This is a genomic window from Mucilaginibacter sp. R-33 (assembly GCF_049949235.1).
GTDB lineage: Bacteria > Bacteroidota > Bacteroidia > Sphingobacteriales > Sphingobacteriaceae > Mucilaginibacter.
In genome coordinates this window covers 1,856,724-1,875,671 of sequence record NZ_CP188089.1, presented here as the reverse complement: position 1 = coordinate 1,875,671, position 18,948 = coordinate 1,856,724, and the positions used below count along the sequence as shown (strand labels likewise).

General features: G+C 41.2%; 16 protein-coding genes. 6 read left to right on the top strand and 10 right to left on the bottom strand.

The window, feature by feature from the left end; all coding sequences use genetic code 11:
• Positions 1 to 73: 73 nt before the first annotated feature.
• The 5 genes from rplT to ACP26M_RS07900 form a co-directional block, all read right to left on the bottom strand.
• A complete protein-coding gene (rplT, locus tag ACP26M_RS07920) occupies positions 74 to 418 on the bottom strand; it encodes a 50S ribosomal protein L20 (RefSeq protein ID WP_022829871.1) in 345 nt (114 codons plus the stop codon).
• 81 nt (positions 419 to 499) lie between these two features.
• Positions 500 to 700: a 50S ribosomal protein L35 gene (gene rpmI, locus ACP26M_RS07915; RefSeq protein WP_090525627.1), complete on the bottom strand. Its 201-nt coding sequence runs from the start codon at positions 698 to 700 to the stop codon at positions 500 to 502.
• An 84-nt stretch (positions 701 to 784) separates the two neighbouring features.
• Positions 785 to 1,351 (bottom strand): translation initiation factor IF-3, encoded by a 567-nt coding sequence (gene infC, locus ACP26M_RS07910; RefSeq protein WP_090525629.1) that lies wholly within the window; start codon positions 1,349 to 1,351, stop codon positions 785 to 787.
• Position 1,352: 1 nt separating this feature from the next.
• A complete protein-coding gene (gene thrS, locus ACP26M_RS07905; protein ID WP_426587706.1) occupies positions 1,353 to 3,278 on the bottom strand; it encodes a threonine--tRNA ligase in 1,926 nt (641 codons plus the stop codon).
• A gap of 233 nt (positions 3,279 to 3,511) precedes the next feature.
• Positions 3,512 to 6,115, bottom strand: coding sequence for a M1 family metallopeptidase (locus ACP26M_RS07900; protein WP_426587704.1), 2,604 nt, complete (start codon positions 6,113 to 6,115; stop codon positions 3,512 to 3,514).
• Positions 6,116 to 6,363: 248 nt separating this feature from the next.
• Here ACP26M_RS07900 and ACP26M_RS07895 point away from each other — a divergent pair, with 248 nt between their 5' ends.
• The 6 genes from ACP26M_RS07895 (at position 6,364) to rseP (ending at position 13,137) form a co-directional block, all read left to right on the top strand.
• Entirely contained in the window at positions 6,364 to 7,314 is a 951-nt protein-coding gene (locus ACP26M_RS07895; RefSeq protein ID WP_090525633.1) for a glycosyltransferase family 2 protein, read from the top strand.
• A gap of 97 nt (positions 7,315 to 7,411) precedes the next feature.
• Positions 7,412 to 8,380 carry a glycosyltransferase gene (locus tag ACP26M_RS07890; protein ID WP_426587701.1) on the top strand — a complete coding sequence of 323 codons (969 nt, stop codon included), beginning with the start codon at positions 7,412 to 7,414 and terminating at the stop codon, positions 8,378 to 8,380.
• A gap of 5 nt (positions 8,381 to 8,385) precedes the next feature.
• Entirely contained in the window at positions 8,386 to 9,087 is a 702-nt protein-coding gene (locus ACP26M_RS07885) for a hypothetical protein (RefSeq protein WP_188831928.1), read from the top strand.
• A gap of 2 nt (positions 9,088 to 9,089) precedes the next feature.
• Complete coding sequence (locus ACP26M_RS07880) at positions 9,090 to 10,589, top strand: GH3 auxin-responsive promoter family protein (RefSeq protein WP_090525639.1); 1,500 nt, start codon at positions 9,090 to 9,092, stop codon at positions 10,587 to 10,589.
• A gap of 6 nt (positions 10,590 to 10,595) precedes the next feature.
• Positions 10,596 to 11,783, top strand: coding sequence for a 1-deoxy-D-xylulose-5-phosphate reductoisomerase (locus ACP26M_RS07875; RefSeq protein WP_218117146.1), 1,188 nt, complete (start codon positions 10,596 to 10,598; stop codon positions 11,781 to 11,783).
• 19 nt (positions 11,784 to 11,802) lie between these two features.
• Entirely contained in the window at positions 11,803 to 13,137 is a 1,335-nt protein-coding gene (gene rseP / locus ACP26M_RS07870) for an RIP metalloprotease RseP (protein WP_090525641.1), read from the top strand.
• Between the two features lie 171 nt (positions 13,138 to 13,308).
• On the opposite strand, the gene ACP26M_RS07865 is transcribed toward rseP, so the two are convergent.
• The 5 genes from ACP26M_RS07865 to ACP26M_RS07845 all read right to left on the bottom strand — a co-directional run bounded on the left by ACP26M_RS07865 (position 13,309) and on the right by ACP26M_RS07845 (position 18,933).
• Positions 13,309 to 13,875 (bottom strand): DUF4199 domain-containing protein, encoded by a 567-nt coding sequence (locus ACP26M_RS07865; RefSeq protein ID WP_426587698.1) that lies wholly within the window; start codon positions 13,873 to 13,875, stop codon positions 13,309 to 13,311.
• Positions 13,876 to 14,338: 463 nt separating this feature from the next.
• Positions 14,339 to 14,917, bottom strand: a complete 579-nt coding sequence (locus ACP26M_RS07860; protein ID WP_090525645.1) for a DUF4199 domain-containing protein — start codon at positions 14,915 to 14,917, stop codon at positions 14,339 to 14,341.
• An 8-nt stretch (positions 14,918 to 14,925) separates the two neighbouring features.
• The gene (locus ACP26M_RS07855; protein WP_176624697.1) at positions 14,926 to 15,594 is read right to left on the bottom strand and encodes a hypothetical protein; all 669 of its coding nucleotides are present in this window, start codon (positions 15,592 to 15,594) and stop codon (positions 14,926 to 14,928) included.
• 7 nt (positions 15,595 to 15,601) lie between these two features.
• Entirely contained in the window at positions 15,602 to 16,852 is a 1,251-nt protein-coding gene (locus tag ACP26M_RS07850) for a dihydroorotase (protein WP_426587695.1), read from the bottom strand.
• A 32-nt stretch (positions 16,853 to 16,884) separates the two neighbouring features.
• Complete coding sequence (locus ACP26M_RS07845) at positions 16,885 to 18,933, bottom strand: vWA domain-containing protein (RefSeq protein ID WP_354482846.1); 2,049 nt, start codon at positions 18,931 to 18,933, stop codon at positions 16,885 to 16,887.
• Between the last annotated feature and the right edge of the window lie 15 nt (positions 18,934 to 18,948).

The window sequence follows — 18,948 nt, the reverse complement described above, 5'->3', positions numbered from 1 at the left end:
ATTTAAATTTCAAGCTATTAAAACAAAAAAAGGCCGCAATTGCGGCCTTTTTTCATGCATTTATAATGCGATATTATTTTACTGCATCAACAACTGCTTTGAAAGCGTCTGGGTTGTTCATCGCTAAATCAGCTAATACCTTACGGTTTAAGCCAATTTCTTTAGCGGCTAATTTACCCATTAATTGAGAGTAAGAAATCCCGTGCTGACGGGCACCAGCGTTGATACGTTGGATCCATAAAGCCCTGAATTCTCTCTTTTTGGTTTTACGGTCACGGTAAGCGTATTGTAAACCTTTTTCAACTGTGTTTTTTGCAATGGTGTATACCTTGCTACGTGAACCCCAATAACCTTTGGCGAGGTTCATGATCCTTTTCCTGCGTCTTCTCGACGCTACTGCGTTAACTGAACGTGGCATCTTGTGTGTTTTTTGGTAGTGAGTGCCTGCATCTCGTGTGCCGGACTTAAAACTCTAATACCTGGTTTTAAAATTTGTGAATTACTTTCCGATACAAAGCATACGTTTTACGTTACCCATGTCGGCATCAGATACTAAGCTGGTTTGACCAAGGGCACGCTTACGTTTTGTCGACATCTTGGTTAAGATGTGGCTTTTGTATGCGTTTTTTCTTGCGATTTTACCTGTTCCAGTAAGCTTGAAGCGCTTTTTAGCACTGGAATTGGTTTTCATTTTTGGCATAACTCTATTTATTTGTGTTAGATATTAACGTTTCTCAACGTTTTATTTTCAAAGCACCTGCCCTTAAAGCAGGTGCAATCTTAATTATTTTTTTGCTGCCTTTGGTGCAAGGGTTAAAAACATCCTTTTTCCTTCAAGCTTTGGTAATTGCTCCACTTTACCAACTTCTTCTAATGCCTGGGCAAAGCGAAGTAATAAGATCTCACCTTGTTCTTTATAAACAATGGCGCGGCCTTTAAAGTGTACGTAAGCCCTTACTTTTTCGCCGGCTTCCAAAAACTTAATGGCATGCTTCAATTTAAATTCAAAGTCATGATCATCAGTATTCGGTCCGAAACGGATCTCTTTAATAACCGTTTGCTTGGCATTACTTTTTATCTCTTTAAGCTTTTTCTTTTGCTCGTAAATGAACTTGTTATAGTCCGTTACTTTACAAACCGGCGGTACCGCGTTAGGAGATATTTCAACCAGATCCAATTCCTGCTCCTGTGCAATTGCAAGGGCATCTCTTAATGAGTAAACCCCTTGCTCAACGTTGTCACCTACAAGGCGAACTTCCTGAGCCCTAATGAATTGGTTTATGTTATGTTCGGCTTCTTTTTTCTTAAAAGGAAGCCTTGGTCCTCTATTGAAAGGTTTGTTTAATGCCAAGTTATACTGTTATTTCTTTAGTTATCTGTTCTTTAAAATCTTCAATGCTCATACTTCCCAAATCACCGGTGCCATGTTTACGTACAGAAACCAAGCCTTCGGCAGCTTCTTTTTCGCCCACAACCAGCATGTAAGGGATTTTTTTGACTTCAGCATCACGTATCTTTCTGCCTATTTTCTCGTCCCTGAAGTCGATTAGCCCGCAAATATCGGAATCTTTTAATATATCAGAAACTTTTTTTGCATATTCTTCATATTTTTCTGATATAGGAAGTATAATGAACTGCTCGGGCGATAACCACAGCGGGAAATTGCCTGCACAATGCTCAATTAATACTGCTATAAAGCGTTCCATTGAGCCAAACGGCGCCCTATGGATCATTACCGGGCGGTGCTTTAGGTTGTCGCTTCCAGTATATTCCAGTTCAAAACGCTCGGGCAGGTTATAATCAACCTGGATGGTACCCAACTGCCATTTACGACCGAGGGCATCTTTTACCATGAAATCAAGCTTAGGGCCATAAAACGCAGCCTCACCGTATTCAACCACAGTTGGCAAACCTTTTTCGGCGGCAGCTTCTATGATAGCGTTTTCGGCTAATGCCCAGTTTTCGTCACTGCCTATATATTTAGCGCGGTTCTCCGGGTCGCGTAACGACACCTGCGCTATGTAGTTATCAAAGCCCAAAGCTTTGAATACATACAATACAAGGTCAATTACTTTTTTAAACTCATCCTTCACCTGGTCCGGACGGCAAAATAAATGGGCATCATCCTGAGTAAAGCCACGTACACGGGTTAAACCATGCAACTCGCCGCTTTGCTCATAACGGTACACTGTACCAAATTCAGCAAAACGAACCGGCAGATCCTTATATGAGCGTGGTTTTGTTTTATAGATCTCGCAGTGATGCGGGCAATTCATCGGTTTCAGGAAAAACTCCTCACCTTCCTGCGGGGTTTTTATCGGCTGAAATGAATCGGCACCGTATTTTTCATAATGACCAGATGTTACATACAGGTTTTTATGGCCAATATGCGGAGTGATCACCTGCTCATAACCTGCTTTTACCTGGGCTTTTTGTAAAAAGTTTACCAGGCGCTCACGCAACGCAGTTCCCTTAGGCAACCACAGTGGCAAGCCCATGCCCACTTTTTCAGAAAAAGCGAACAACTCCAATTCCTTACCCAGTTTGCGGTGATCGCGCTTTTTAGCTTCTTCGATCATGTGCAGGTATTCAGTAAGTTCGCTGGCTTTAGGGAAAGTGACGCCGTATATACGGGTTAATTGCTTGCGTGTTTCATCGCCACGCCAGTATGCGCCGGCAAGGCTCATCAACTTAACCGCTTTTATAAAGCCTGTGTTAGGGATATGAGGTCCGCGGCATAAGTCGGTAAAATTACCTTGCGAATAAAAAGTAATAGCGCCATCAGGCAGGTCTTTGATCAGGTCAAGCTTGTACTCATCGCCTTTTTCTGTGAAATACTCAATAGCATCAGCCTTGCTCACCGGTTTGCGGATGTACTCCTCTTTAGTTTTAGCAAGTTCAATCATTTTATCCTCTATCTGCTTAAACTCGTCAGAAGATAAAACCTTGTCGCCAAAGTCAACATCGTAATAAAAACCTGTTTCAATAGCCGGACCGATACCAAATTTAGTACCCGGATAAAGGGCTTCCAAAGCTTCGGCCATTAAGTGAGCCGATGAGTGCCAGAAAGTTGACTTGCCATCGGCATCGTTCCAGGTTAATAATTTAACGTGTGCATCTTGCTCAATAGGGCGGCTTGCGTCCCAAACCTGGCCGTCAACTTCGGCCGCTAATACGTTACGGGCTAATCCTTCGGAAATCGACTGCGCGATTTGCATGGAAGAGATCCCTTTGTCATACTGACGAACGGATCCATCGGGAAGTGTAATGTTAATCATCTACAACTATGATTTAAAGTTTTATAAAATTACGTTTAAACGGTCACCTACAAAGTGACCCTCATTTTGTGGGTACAAAAATAGAATTTTAAATAGCATTTAACATCAAAGCAGTTTCAATTTTTTGTTTGATGGGGATTTTCAGGCTTGTAGCATAGAAAATAAAAATGGGGCATCTTAATTTTCAATTTATATGAAAAATTAAGATGCCCCATCGGTTTATGGTGTTGAGCCTACTTAAAAGCCTCGTTCGACGGATTAGAATTAACAGATGTCTCTTTAACCTTAAATTCAATTGGCTGGCCAACCAGGATGGTCTTTACAGAGAACGGAATTTTAATACCTCCGTTTATACCTTCATAGTTACCAAACTCAACAGTCAGGTCATTTGCTCCTTCAATGGTTTGTTTAAGCTTCAGTCCTGTTTTTTGGCTATAATAATTATGGATATGAATCTCAGTACCTATATTGATATCAACCTCGTAGGCAAGCTCGTTATTTACCACTCTTAAAATAGGCTGCAACGTTATATTTTGATTTATCCGCTCATAATCAAGTTCGGGAAACGGGCGGCTTTTAAGTTTGATCATTTTTTTGGCTGCATCATCAAGCTGTACATCCCTGTTAACCTGCCTTGCTTTTATACTATCGCCGTTAAGTGTTATATGCGACACAACGAGGTTGTTATATGAGGGCACTATTGCTTCCTGGTAGTACTTATCAGGCATTTTATACCGGGTTACCAATTGCACGTCGGCGCCTTGTATATTACCAACTGCCGATGTTTGCAGATCGTGGATATTTTTGAGTTTGTCGGCACCGCCAATGGCATCTAAATACGCCTTGATAACAGTACTTGCCGTTGTGCCTTGTGGAATCGGAAGCCCGCTGTATGAGTTGTTTTCGGGGTTAATATCAGGTAAATTATGATCAGGGTCGATGGTTGCATAAGCAATTTTCGAGGTCGATTTGTATGGGAAGGTCCAGGTATCGCCGCGCTGCCAGATCTCAGCCGGAAGTTTTACAGTGCCGGTTTTTCCGTTCTCTTCTTTAATAGATATAGTAACCGGTAATGCCATTTCTTCCAGGTTTACAATGGTGATCATAGCACCTTTGGTGGCATCATTATCAGGATATGAAATATCCTTTATACCCTGATCAACTTTCCAGGTGGTGAAAAACCATTCGTTCCAAAACCAGCTCAGGTCCTCACCTGCGGCATTATCCATCGTATGAAAAAAATCCCAGGGGGTTGGGTGTTTAAAAGCCCAGCGTTTGATATAGGTTTTAAAGGCATAATCAAAACGCTCTTCGCCTAAGATCTGTTCTCGTAAAATAGTTAATCCTAATGCCGGTTTTTCATAAGCAGCAACTGCTAAAAAATCCTCCTGTATCACATCGGGCGTATTCATAATAGCCTCAGCACCTGGGCTAAATAAATAAGCGGCACTTTTTTGCTGATCGGGCTTTTCATAATATTCACCCTTGTTAAATACCTTGGTATCAACATTATTTAAAAAGGTGTTAAAACCCTCGTCCATCCAGGCGTATTTACGCTCATTTGAGCCAACAATCATCGGGAACCAGTTATGGCCAAATTCATGATTGGTAACTTCCCACAAACCTCCGTTTTGATTATTTGAGCCACAAAATACTATACCCGGGTACTCCATCCCTCCTACTATACCGGCCACGTTGGTAGCTACAGGATAAGTATATTCAAACCATTTATCACTATACAATTCAATGGCGGCTTTAACATATTCAGTTGAGCGGCCGTACGAATTATTCCCTTTAGCCTCAACTGGATAAACTGATTGTGCAAGAACTTTTTTACCACTCGGCAAATTGATCCGCGCAGCATCCCAAATGAATGCTTTTGACGCAGCCCAGGCCACATCACGGGCGTTTTTACACATAAAATGCCAGGTAAGCGTCGGCTTTTTCGGGTAATCGTTATTACGTAAAATATCAGTTGAATCTTTAATGATAACTGTTTTATCACTCTTACGGGCTTCGGCCAACCGGTTTATCGAGGTAGGTGATAATACTTCAGCAGGGTTAAGCAGTTCGCCCGATCCTGCTACAACCAAACTGGCAGGCGCGGTAATAGTATAATCAAAATTGCCGTACTCCAGGTAAAACTCGCTTGCACCAAGATATGGTATGGTGTTCCATCCGGTTACATCGTCGTAAACTTCCATGCGTGGGTACCACTGCGCAATTTCATAGATCCAGCCATTTTTAGTATGCTGACGGCCCATTCTGTCGGTACCATATTCGGGAATGTCAAAACCGTATTCAATCTTGATCTGCAATTTGCTCCCGGCTGCGCGTAATGAATCTTTAAGCTTGATCTGCATACGGGTATCCGTGATCAGATAATCGGCTTTCAGCGTTTTGCCTTTGTTGATGATATAAACCGATTTTATTTCGGCACCCTTTGTATATGATTTATTTGCAAACCTTCCACCCGAAACATTGCTTGTAGCTTCGGCACGTGAATCCTCTTTATAGATATTCTGATCTACCTGGAGCCATAAAAAGCCAAGGGCATCCGGGCTGTTATTGGTGTAAGTAATTAAAGTACTGCCCTCTATCCGGTGTTTAGCGGTATCAAGCGTAACATCAAGCTTATAATCGGCCCGGTTTTGCCAGTATTTTGGACCTGGAGCACCACTGGCCGTCCTGAACTCACCGCCCCTTTCGGGGTAAAATATAGGGTTAAATACTTTATGCTGATCATACTTGGGTGCTGCCTGATCTGCATTTTGCGCTTTTACTTCACCGGCATAAATGCCTAAAACCAATAACAACGCGGCTTTATAGAATTTCATTAACTGTGTTTTAATTGTGAGGGAAAGATATTAAAATATATTTGACTTGAAACGTAATTGCTTGGTTACGTAGTATCAAACGTCATTTTTATAACGGCCCCCCTCTAAGTCTCCCCCTCCCTTCCCGGGAGGGTTGGGTGGGGCTTATAGGCAATTTGATTTGTCGCCTTGTTGCAAATCAATCCCTATTTTTTATATTTTTGCGGATGATTTACGGCACATACAGTCGTTGATCGCAGCCCTAATAAATGGATATATCAGTTGTAGTACCTCTTTACGATGAAGTAGAATCATTACCCGAATTAACCTCATGGATTAGCCGGGTAATGGACGAAAACCGTTTTACTTACGAGATAATTTTGGTTGACGATGGCAGCAAGGACGGATCATGGGAAATGATCAGGAAGCTGCAAACCGGTAATCCTTTTATCAAAGGCATTAAATTCAGGCGTAATTATGGTAAATCCGCAGCCCTTAACACCGGTTTTATCGCTGCCAAAGGGAATGTGGTAATCACCATGGATGCCGATTTGCAGGATAGTCCGGATGAGATCCCGGAACTTTACCGCCGGATAACTGAAGAGAAATACGACCTTGTTTCGGGCTGGAAAGCAAAAAGGCACGACCCATTGAGCAAAACTATACCTACCAAACTATTCAACGCGGCAACCCGTCGTATGAGTGGCATCCATAACCTGCATGATTTTAATTGCGGTTTAAAAGCCTATCGTAATGTTGTAGTTAAAAACATTGAAATTTATGGCGAGATGCACCGTTATATCCCGGTTCTGGCAAAATGGGCCGGCTTCACCAAAATTGGCGAACAGGTTGTTGAGCATCGTCCTCGTAAATATGGCAAAACCAAGTTTGGCTTAAGCCGGTTTATCAACGGCTTTCTCGATCTGCTTTCAATTTTCTTTGTAGGTAAATTTGGCAAGCGTCCGATGCATTTTTTTGGTACGCTGGGCACATTGAGCTTTTTTACGGGTTTGATTATGGCCATCTGGATAATTTGGGAAAAGCTTTACAATATAGCACACAACCTAAAATACAGGGATGTAACCACGAGTCCGCTGTTTTATATAGCATTGGTAGCTATCATATTAGGTTCACAATTGTTTTTAACAGGCTTTGTTGCCGAGCTTGTTTCACGCAGCGCAAGCGAACGTAACCATTACCAAATTGAGGAAACAATTTAATTAGATTTGAGATGTTAGATATGAGATTTGAGACTTTTTGAATACTTGCCTCCTGTCTCATATCTAACATCTCAAATCTCACATCTATTCTAAAAACATGTTTTTTTCCATCATCATTCCTTTATATAACCGACCGCAGGAAATTAAAGAACTGCTGGAAAGCCTCACCTTGCAAACCTATCACAATTTTGAGGTTTTGGTTATTGAAGATGGTTCTGTAAATGATGCTGAAGCCATAGTAAATACCTTTACCGATAAACTTAACCTGCGCTATTTTAAAAAACAGAATGAAGGCCAGGGTTTTGCACGTAACTTTGGTTTTGAGCGTGCCAAAGGCGATTATTTTGTAATTTTTGATTCGGATTGTTTAGTCCCCCCCAATTACCTCCGAATTGTAAACGATTCATTGGCAAAAAACTATCTCGATGCCTATGGTGGTCCCGATGGCGCACATCAATCTTTTACCCCTACACAAAAAGCCATAAGCTATTCAATGACCTCCCCTTTTACTACCGGAGGTATTCGTGGTAATAAAAAAGGTATAGGGCAGTTTCACCCGCGTAGTTTTAACATGGGTGTTTCAAGGCAGGCCTGGGAAAAAGCCGGCGGATTTATTATCACTCGCCTTGGTGAGGATATAGAATACAGCATTAGGATCCATTCGCTGGGCTTTAAAATTGGGTTGATTCCAGATGCAATAGTCTATCATAAACGACGAACCAACTTTTATCAGTTTTATAAGCAGCTGCACTTTTTCGGAAGGGCGCGCATCAATATTTCTAAATTTTTCCCGCAGGAGTTAAAGCTGGTTCATTTTTTCCCGGCTGCTTTTACAGTAGGTGTTATCCTTACTATTATTCTAAACCTATTTGGCTCTGTATTAGCACCTGTAGGTAATTTTATACTGTTGATTTTCACTTTGTTAATATTTTTCCATTCCTGGTGGAAAAATAAATCGTTAAAAATCGCATTTTTGAGCATTATAGCTGCCTTCACACAACTTATTGCCTACGGGTTAGGATTTATACAGGATTTTTGGAAGCGGAAAGTTTTAAGTAGATCATAAGCAATATGTACCACCCCTTTTCTGTAGCGGAGACCATTAAAACCGCATGGAATATTTTAAAGAAGAATTTTGCCATAATCTCGGTCTACTCGGTAGTTGCCATGATATTTGTCTTCATATCAGGCTTTGCCGTATTTTATTTTGATGATAATGCAATGGTGAGTTCTATTGGCTTTGTTGTGTTACTGGTTGAAATAACTTTCATATTCTTAGCATTTATAAAGCTGGTATTCAGATTAATGGACAAAGAATACTATGATTTTGATTTTAGCGAGATCATTCCTAAAATCAGGATGCTGGTAAGCTATCTTACGTTATTGGTACTGGTGAGTACATTAGCTGTTTTTGCGACCCACCTGGTTGAAGGTTTAAAAGAAGGTTTCGCCCAGGATTTTTTCAAATTTATTATCGGACTTATTGTTCAGTTCTTTTTCCTGTTCTATTTTCCTATTTGCACCTGTTTCATTGTTGATGACGCGTCGGGGCCGATAGAATCAGTACAACAAAGCTTTTATTTGATAAAGGGGAATTTTTTTAAATATTTCTTGATCTTCATTATAATCGAAATATTGATGCTGGTTGCAGCAATCACCGTTGTAGGGTTAATAATAGCTATTCCATTTGCTAACATAATTTTGATGGCAGCCTATCGCAAACTGGTTTATAGCCACCTTGATGTGGATGATGACCTATCTGAAACCAATTAAAAATGGGATTTAAATCTGCATTAAGTAAAGTATTTGCTGCCTTTGTTAATCGGGAATTAAATAAGGTTCGTAAAAACGCGGTTGCATTTCAGCAAAAGGCATTTACAGATCTGGTGCATGCGGCCAAAGACACCAGTTTTGGTAAAGATCATCAGTTTGAAAAGATCAACAACTACGAGGATTTTAAGCGATTGGTGCCTGTACATGACTATGAAGACCTTCGCCCCTATATCGACCGAGTGGTTAATGGCGAGGAGGATGTGCTATGGCCCGGGAAACCTGCTTATCTCGCCAAAACATCCGGTACAACATCCGGTGTAAAATATATCCCCATTTCTAAAGAAAGCATGCCGGAGCATATCAAAGCGGCACGTAATGCTTTGCTAAGCTATATCCACGAAACCGGTAACTCTGATTTTGTTGATGGCAAATTGATATTTTTGCAGGGCAGCCCCATTTTAGCCGAAAAGCATGGCATTTCAACAGGCAGGCTTTCGGGTATCGTTGCGCATCATGTTCCCGCTTATCTGCAAAAAAACCGCTTGCCCAGCTACGAAACCAATTGCATTGAAGATTGGGAGCAAAAGGTTGAAGCCATTGTAGACGAAACTGTTAATGAAGATATGCGCCTCATCAGTGGGATCCCGCCATGGTGCCAGATGTATTTCGACAGACTTTCGGCCAAAGCAGGAGGTAAAAAGATAAAAGACATTTTCCCAAACTTTAAGCTTTACGTTTATGGAGGAGTTAATTACGAGCCTTACCGCGCCCGTATTGAGGAAAGTATCGGTTTCAAGGTCGATTCGATAGAAACCTACCCGGCATCCGAAGGCTTTATCGCGTTCCAGGATTCACAAAAAGAAAAAGGCCTTTTATTATTAGTTGATTCTGGGATCTTCTACGAGTTTATCCCATCCGATGAGTATTTTAATGAAAGCCCAACCCGCATTAATATTAAAGATGTAGAGTTGAATAGAAACTACGCGCTCATCATGAACACCAGCGCTGGTTTATGGGGCTATAGTATAGGCGATACGATTAAATTTGTTTCAAAAGATCCGTATCGTATTGTCGTAACCGGCCGTATTAAGCATTATATATCGGCTTTTGGTGAACATGTTATAGGCGAAGAGGTAGAGTATGCATTAATGAGCGTGGCTAAAGAAGAGGGCGTTGACGTGGTTGAATTTACCGTTGCACCCCAGGTTAACCCTGCAGCGGGGCAATTACCTTACCATGAATGGTTTATCGAGTTTGGTACAGCCCCTGACAATCTTCAGGCTTTCGCCATAAAAGTGGACAAGGCGTTGCAGAATAAAAATATTTACTATTTTGACCTGATTGAAGGTAACATTTTGCAACCTTTGGTGATCCAAAGCCTGCAAAAAGATGCCTTTATCAATTATATGAGGACTGAAGGTAAACTTGGCGGGCAAAACAAAGTACCACGGCTATCAAACGACAGGAAGATTGCCGAAGGATTAAAGAGTTTTATAAAATAAAGATACTTGAGTAACCAAATAAAAAACATTGCCATCCTTGGCTCAACAGGCAGCATCGGTACACAAACACTTGATGTTATAAGGTGGAACAGCAATTTATTCAGGGCGTTTTTGCTCACAGCACATTCTAATGCCGATTTACTCATCAGCCAGGCTATTGAGTTTGTGCCGGAATATGCCATTATCTGTGATCAAAGCAAATACCAGGAAGTTAAAGAGGCTTTAGCACATTTGCCAATACAGGTACTTGCCGGTCACCAGGCTATCATTGATACAGTAACGCATCCCGAAATTGCGGTTGTGCTAACTGCCATGGTAGGCTTTGCAGGTCTGGAGCCAACAATAGCTGCCATTAAAGCCGGTAAAGACATTGCTCTTGCTAATAAAGAAACATTGGTTGTTGCCGGCGATATCATAACCGCTTTGGCGAAACAAAATGCAGTTCAGATTTTACCGGTTGATTCGGAACATTCAGCAATATTTCAAAGCCTTGTTGGTGAGGAGTATAAGTCGATAGAAAAACTGATCATTACCGCATCGGGCGGTCCTTTCCGTGGCCGTAGTCTCGACTTTTTAGCCAACGTTACCCGTGAGGATGCCCTTAAACACCCCAACTGGGTAATGGGCGCTAAAATAACTATCGACTCGGCATCATTAATGAACAAAGGGCTTGAAGTTATTGAGGCCAAATGGCTGTTTGATATTGAGGCCGATCAGATCGAGGTTGTAGTTCATCCGCAATCTATTATTCACTCACTGGTACAGTTCAGGGATGGATCAATTAAGGCACAATTGGGTTTGCCCGATATGAAGCTACCTATACAGTATGCCCTCACCTATCCCAACCGGATCGAAACGAATTTTAAACGTTTCAGCTTTGCCGACTACGCTAACCTCACTTTCGAAAAACCAGACATGGAAACTTTCCGTAATCTAAGCTTAGCGTACGCTGCGTTAAAACAGGGAGGTAACATACCTTGCATTATCAATGCGGCAAATGAAATAGCGGTTGCCGGGTTTCTTGACCGTAAAATTGGCTTTTTAACTATGAGCGGCATTATTGAAGAATGTATGCAGAAAATAAATTTTATTGCAAAGCCAACCCTAACCGATTATTTGAATACTGACAAAGAAACACGCATCTTTGCGGAAAATTATATACAGCAACTACCTTCAAAAACATTACAGTTTTAATATTACATAGATATAGATAATGAGTATAGTGATCATGGTGGGCCAGCTTATACTGGGCCTTTCAATTTTGATAATCCTGCATGAACTGGGGCATTTCCTGGCGGCACGGGCCTTTGGTATTAAGGTAGAAAAATTCTACCTGTTTTTTGATGCCTGGAACGTGAGCCTGTTTAAATTTACATATAAAGGCGTTGAGTATGGTATTGGCTGGCTACCACTTGGTGGCTATGTTAAAATTGCCGGTATGATTGATGAATCGATGGATACAGAACAAATGGCTGGTCCGCCGCAACCTTGGGAGTTTCGTTCAAAACCAGCTTGGCAGCGCCTTATTGTAATGCTTGGTGGTGTTACGGTAAATGTTATACTGGGCATCTTGATATTTTGGGTGCTAACCATGCGTTTTGGCGATAGTTATATACCTAATTCGGCAGCAAAATACGGTATTGTACCAGGTGAAGTAGGTAAAAAAATAGGCCTTCAAATAGGCGACAAGGTTGTTGCTATCAATGGTAAGCCATTTGAACGTTTTGATGATCTTACAAGTCCGCAGGTATTATTGGATAATACTGTTTTTACCGTGTTGCGTGGCACCCAAACTTTGCAGATCAGCATTCCGCGTACCATCCTAAATGATTTGAACGATCATGATATAGAAGGTTTCATCAGTCGCCTGCCCCGTGCCAAGTTCATTGTTGATTCATTGGAACCGGGCAGTAATGCTGTAAAAGCAGGTTTAAAAAAGGGCGACAGCATTGTAATGGCCAACAATCATCCAATTGTATTTTGGGACGAATTGCAGGCTCAACTATCGGCTAATAAAGGCAAACAGGTTGAACTGGGTATAAAACGCAACCATGAACTGGTTACCTTGAAAGCACAGGTTACGCCAGAAGGCAAGCTGGGCTTTTACCGTGCAAAAAGCGATTTTCCGGATATCAAAACAATAAAGTACGGTTTTTTCGAAGCTTTTCCTATAGGAGCACAAAGAGCATGGGGAACTTTCAGGGATAATGCCAAAGGTATCGGTAAGATTTTCAGAGGTGATGTTAACCCTGGTAAAGCAGTAAGCGGACCGGTAGCTATAGCCAACCTGTTTGGTGGTACTGTTGATTGGGTCCACTTTTGGACATTGGTAGGCTTTCTTTCGATGGTATTGGCATTGATGAACCTTTTGCCTATCCCGGCGCTTGACGGAGGTCACGCGGTATTCCTGATCATTGAAATGATTAAAGGTAAACCGTTGAGCGATAAATTCCTTGAACGCGCCCAGATTGTAGGCTTTGTAATTTTAGTTACCCTAATGGTATTTGTTTTTGGTAACGATATTGTGAAGCTGGTAATGAAGAAATAGCGATTAGAGATTAGTGATTGGAGGTTAGAGATGCCTCCCAAGCATATAAACAAGAAAGGTCTTTCAACTACTGAAAGGCCTTTCTTGTTTTATATGAATTTATCAATCAATTGAATAGCTGTACAAATTAGAATTAGCTTTAAGCTTTGAGCATTCTGCTTTCAGCTTGTTTTATACCGCCGGATCAATAGGTTTAGGATCTTCGTAATTATCGGAAACGGTGTCAAAAGGTGATCTTTCATTTTTGAATACCGCTGCCGAGATCAGACTCACTATAGCGCCAAAAATGGCGTATATAAATACAACGCTTACTGTCGCTATAACCGCAAAATATTTACTTACCATACTTAAGGCATTGTCTATTTGATCCTGCGACAGATTTCCTTTTGCTTCCATTTGCGCGCGTGAGGCAGTTAGGGCCTTATTAACCATTTCCGGACTTAATATCGCATAATATACATAAGTGAATACCGCAACGAAAACTCCTGTAAAAATCGCATATAAAAAACCGGATAAAAAGCCTTCTCCGTAGGTAATATATCCGCCAAGCTGATCTTTGTATTCTTTTTGCGTTAACAGCAAGAAAGCGATGAAGGGCAAAAAGTTCAGGTATTTAAGAGATGAGTTGGGGTCAATATCAAGAAACTGAAATGCATAAGTTATAACTATTGAAGTTACCAGGTTAATTAGCGCCCACTTCAGGGCTGGTTGCGATGGGCTCGCTTTTTTTATTTCCATGATATAGGTTATTTAGTGTTTGGTTAAAATTAACTAATTATCTTATATCATGTATATGTTTATTTTTTACCCAGGCAAATGCTTTTCAAATGTTTATCGCCGATATCTCGTTGTTAATTAATATAACTGAGGAAAGGCTATGATACAGGCGAGCTATTAGATGCTGTTTTATGGTCTGAAGCAGGTTAAACGCCCAGGCCCACTCGGCACCTATTTTTGCAAATAACAGGCGCAAACATTCAGATGTGCTTAATTATTCAAAAATATCAGTAGTGTTAACCCGGTAGAAATACAATATACTGATTACTAATTATTTATAATCACTTTATTTAAAATGTGTTAGCCAGTGTTAACCCAGTTTATTAGGGTGTGTTATCCTGGTTTTAATTTCGTAAACTCGGTATAACAAAACAGGCCTTTCAAAATTTGAAAAGCCTGTTTTGTTATACGATTAATCTTTTATTCAAGAAATAGACTCCGCCGGCTCCCGTTTAAAGAAAGCAGCGAAAATTATCGATAAAACAAACAGAAATATAATGCTTATACCTAATGACTGGATTTGCTGACCTATGGTAATGCTTTTTCCGGTTTGAAAGCTTTTCTCCATCTCCTGAATCTTGGCGTCAGCTTCCTTCTTTTCTTCCGGTTTGGCAGTGCTTTCTTTCAGTTTAGTCAAAGCTGTAACCATAGCTGTCTTAGTCTTCTGAGCCATTTGCGGTTCTATAGCGTTTGCAAATATCTGATCACGTAGTATAAATATGGTCAGGTTTGAAATGAAAAACATAATGAAAATTCCGGTGGCGGCCTGCCTCATTGTCCAATACCCGCCGACTTTGCTCCTCAGATTTATGCAAAACAAAGCAGCAATAGCTATCGGAAATATGTACGTGAAAAGTATTGCACCAACTGTTATTGCGACAGCCGATGCTACACTTACCATAAAATAAAAATAAATAATACTTACCACAGCCAATACTGCACCTAAAATCAATCCTTTGATAAGTCCTTGTATTTTTATGGTTCTTTCTAATTGTGCGCTCATCAAAAAGGCTATTGAAAACTAACTAAAATTTCTAAAACTGCCATATCAAACTCTTTGTTGATAGCATTATCAGCAATCTCTTTCTTCTCTTCGTCAGATGGATCAATGTTTTGAAAAAAGCACATCATGGGGTAAAACAGCTCTTTAAGCTCCGAATCTTCAGGAAGCGTAGTAGCAACCTTGCTGATTTCGGATACCGGGCTTTCAATCAGGATTTGGTTGGCAATAACCGGCTCATAAATGCGGTATTCATCCTGGAACTCGTCTTCATCAACTAATAAAAACTCTTTCAGGTAATCTTCCAGTTCCGGCTCAATATCTTCATCTTCACACTCATTCAGATATAGTAAAAGGTTAAGGAGTTCGGTACCGCGGTCGAGTGTTTCTTCTTCAATGCTCTCCCATTCAGGAGTATCGAGGTAATCTTCTTCCAGTTTTTTAACATCTGCGCTAAAGAAGTTGATCATTAGCAAATCGAAGAAGATCTCACGAAGTTCTTCTACTTCAGGATTTTCATCAAAAACCGCATCAAGCTCATCTACTTTAGATAAAAAATCTTCGTCGGACGCAAAAACATCAGCAAACTCATCGGTTAGCTGGGTTGCATCAAAGTTGTTGTATTTGGAGAAGGCCTCAAGCGCTGCTATAAAGGCGTTTTCTATTTTAGGATCGATCATAGGTATATTATTTAAATATTTGGTGATTGTTGTAAGTTAACAATACTTTACCTTTTAAACGCTGCCCGATATAAGGCGAGTTTGCAGATTTAGATTTGTTGTTAGCCGCAGTGTATTCCCATTCGGTATCAGTATCAAAAACCACGATGTTTGCCTTTTCATCTTCAGCGATAACCGACAGTTCAACACCAAGTATTTCGCGGGGATTAACAGCCAGTTTTTCAACTATAAGTTCAACCGGTAAACCCGCTTTTAAAGCCAGGGAAAATGCGGTTTGCAGACCTATTATGCCATATTCAGCAACTTCAAACTCCACATCTTTAAATTCAATTTCGTGTGGGGTATGTTGCGATACAATGGCGTCGATAGTGCCGTCTTTTAAACCTTTTATCAACGCAGCAACATCATCGGCAGTACGCAGGGGTGGTTTCACTTTATATAAACTGTCAAAGCCTAAAAGGGCTTCATCGGTTAATATTAAATGATGCGCAGCAACGTCGCAGGTAACTTCAATGCCTTTACGCTTGGCCTCACGGATCAATTCGACCGAACGCGCAGTTGATATGGTTGTAAAATGGATGCGGGACACGGTGTATTCTGCAAGATAAAGATCACGGGCAACCATCAGTTCTTCGGCCAGTGAAGGAATTCCCTTCATGCCAAGCAGTGTGCTGATCTCTCCATCATTAACTTTTGCCTTACCTGCTATAGCGGTATCTTCAGGGTAAGAGAAAACCAGTGCATCAAAACCCTGTGCATACAGTAAAGCTCTTTCCATTAAACCCGCGTCCTGTACCGGGCGACTGCCATCGGTAAAAGCCCTGGCACCGCTTTGGTACATATCATACATTTCGGCAAGATCTTTCCCTTCACGCTTCTGCGATATGGTACCCAGAGGATAAACATCAACCAGGTTACCTTTTGAGCGGTTTAGCAGGTATTCAACTTCCGACTTGGAATGGACCGGCGGCTGGGTATTGGGCATTAGTGCTATGCCCGTAAAACCTCCTGCTGCTGCGGCTACTGTACCGGAACGAAGGTCTTCCTTGGTTTCAAGGCCCAACTCGCCTACATTACAGTTAAGATCGAAAAAACCGGGCGAAACATATTTGCCTTCGGCATCAAACAGTTCGGCATCGGCATCTATATCGTCGCCTATGCGGGTGATAACACCATTTTCAATTAAAATATCGGCAACTTGTTGATGAAAGGATGATCCGGGATCAAGAATAGTGGCTGATTTGATAAGCAAATTCATTAGCACTGCTTTATGTGTGGATTTGTATCGATCTATCCAGCCTGAATAACGCCCTGTTGATCAGGCTTATAAAACCTGATTAACAAAATTTCTGCAAGCAGGAAGATCAGCGCCAAAATTATACAAAGTTTCCATAATTGTGTGCCAAAATTTGATTCGGCAACAACACTTTTTAATGAACCGCTTCCTGCTGTTAATAAGGGCTTTGCATTTGGCAGTATTTTTTCGAGATCGGCCGCCGTAAAATAACTCATATCTGATTCTGCCCGGTTATCGTTAAGAGCAAGTGTTGCCAGCGTACTGTCCTGCTTGCGGAGCGAATAAATTCCGGGTTCATTCAATTGATCAGAAACATATAACAACGTACTTCCCTCCTGCTGCCTTACATCCGGGATAATGCTTTGATTGCCTTTGGTGAGTTTGAGCAATTGCTTTTCGGTGGTTTGTACGGGTGGTACCTCAAAACTTTCGTCGGCACCAAAAGTGTAAAATAAGGGTTGGTCATGCCCGCTTAATAATGCCATCCTAAAAAGTATGGGTACAAACAGCGCATGCCTTGGCAGGTTACTAAAATCTTCGCTAAGAGGTACAGCACACATGTAAACATTCCCTTTTCCGCTGCTGTAACCCTCCCAAAAAGCTTCGCCGGTAGCAAGGTTCATCAGGCTTTCCTGCTTAGAACCGCTTTTATTCAGCTGATAATATTTTTTTACGGATGGCAAATCAGGATTTTGAGGAAAGCTCTCAAATACATTTTTAAATACTGCGCTCTGTTTGTTGATGGAGGCTACTTTTACGTCCTGGGTTATTAGCTTTTCAGGATATCCGGCATTTAAGGCTAATAAAAATGACTTATAATTAGCCAGATCAGCATCGGCCGACGGAAATACAACCAGCGTCCCTCCTTTTGTCACGTAGGTTCTCAACTGCTGTGCCAGTCCGGTAGCTATGGTTTTAATGTCGCTGATAATTACTATAGGGTAGCTATTAAGTGCAGCGTAATCAACGTTACCATCGGTTACACGGGATGCAGCAAAGAAAGCGTCAGATGCAAAAACAGCCTTCAGATATGGATTTGGAGCGCCTCCATCTATCAGCAGAACCGGCATTTGCTCCTTTACATTAAAACTAAAATAAAACTGGTTGTCAAATGTGACCGGGTTGTCCTGCAACTGAATTTCACCGCTCTGCCATCCAGGTTTTAAGCCCGAAAATGATAAGGTATCATTTTGAACATGGCGGGCATTGATACTGAAGCTACCGAGCGCCTTTTGCTCACCATTAATTAATATTTTGAGGGGAATCTTTTCTGCTTTTTCTGTAGCGTAATTATGTAGGCGTACAACCAGTTTTTCACTTTCACCCGGGCGATGTACCGCACCAAGGAGCCAAATCGAATCAACAGCAACATTGGGAAGGTTCCCGGCTTTAAGCTGAACAAGGTTAACGGCAATATTACTATCGGCTTTCACTGGTTTATCATTTCTGTTTTTTTGAAAATCAGAAATAATAAACACCGACTTGGGAGCTCCCGGTTGATTTTGCAATAGGTTTTCCTGTCTGCTGATAACCTGTTGTAAGCTCCTGCTTTGTGAACTTACTTTAACCGCATCAACTGCATCATTAAATTCATCACGGCTCAATAGTCTTTGATGTTTACCTTCAAAATCTTGCGTAAGTAATTGAAACCGATCATTAATATTATAAGCCGAAGTAATTTCCTTAGCACGGCGTTTGGCTTCATCAAGTAACGAGCCCTCGCGGTTAAGGGTTTCCATGGAGTAAGAATTATCCACAAAAACGCTGATCACCTGCTGTTTACCAGCATTAGCATTTTGCGCGCCGGGGATATAAGGTCGGGCAAATGCCAGTATCAGAAATAACAAAGCAAGTAAACGCGACGCCAATATCAATCGCTCCTTCAAATTGCGGCGTGAAGCCTGCTGTTCCTGCACCTCTTTCAGAAACTGTACATTACTGAAATATACCTTTTTGTATTTACGAAAATTGAACAGGTGGATCACAACCGGGATAGCCAGGCTCAGCAACGCGAATAAAAAAGCAGGATATAAAAAATACATATTTTATATAGATGG

Coding starts and splice junctions, on each gene's coding strand:
- rplT (WP_022829871.1), bottom strand. CDS start 418: ATGCCACGTTCAGTTAACGCAGTAGCGTCGAGAAGACGCAGGAAAAGG.
- rpmI (WP_090525627.1), bottom strand. CDS start 700: ATGCCAAAAATGAAAACCAATTCCAGTGCTAAAAAGCGCTTCAAGCTT.
- ACP26M_RS07885 (WP_188831928.1), top strand. CDS start 8,386: ATGTACCACCCCTTTTCTGTAGCGGAGACCATTAAAACCGCATGGAAT.
- ACP26M_RS07845 (WP_354482846.1), bottom strand. CDS start 18,933: ATGTATTTTTTATATCCTGCTTTTTTATTCGCGTTGCTGAGCCTGGCT.
- ACP26M_RS07895 (WP_090525633.1), top strand. CDS start 6,364: ATGGATATATCAGTTGTAGTACCTCTTTACGATGAAGTAGAATCATTA.
- ACP26M_RS07855 (WP_176624697.1), bottom strand. CDS start 15,594: ATGATCGATCCTAAAATAGAAAACGCCTTTATAGCAGCGCTTGAGGCC.
- rseP (WP_090525641.1), top strand. CDS start 11,803: ATGAGTATAGTGATCATGGTGGGCCAGCTTATACTGGGCCTTTCAATT.
- ACP26M_RS07850 (WP_426587695.1), bottom strand. CDS start 16,852: ATGAATTTGCTTATCAAATCAGCCACTATTCTTGATCCCGGATCATCC.
- ACP26M_RS07865 (WP_426587698.1), bottom strand. CDS start 13,875: ATGGAAATAAAAAAAGCGAGCCCATCGCAACCAGCCCTGAAGTGGGCG.
- ACP26M_RS07860 (WP_090525645.1), bottom strand. CDS start 14,917: ATGAGCGCACAATTAGAAAGAACCATAAAAATACAAGGACTTATCAAA.
- thrS (WP_426587706.1), bottom strand. CDS start 3,278: ATGATTAACATTACACTTCCCGATGGATCCGTTCGTCAGTATGACAAA.
- ACP26M_RS07890 (WP_426587701.1), top strand. CDS start 7,412: ATGTTTTTTTCCATCATCATTCCTTTATATAACCGACCGCAGGAAATT.
- ACP26M_RS07900 (WP_426587704.1), bottom strand. CDS start 6,115: ATGAAATTCTATAAAGCCGCGTTGTTATTGGTTTTAGGCATTTATGCC.
- ACP26M_RS07880 (WP_090525639.1), top strand. CDS start 9,090: ATGGGATTTAAATCTGCATTAAGTAAAGTATTTGCTGCCTTTGTTAAT.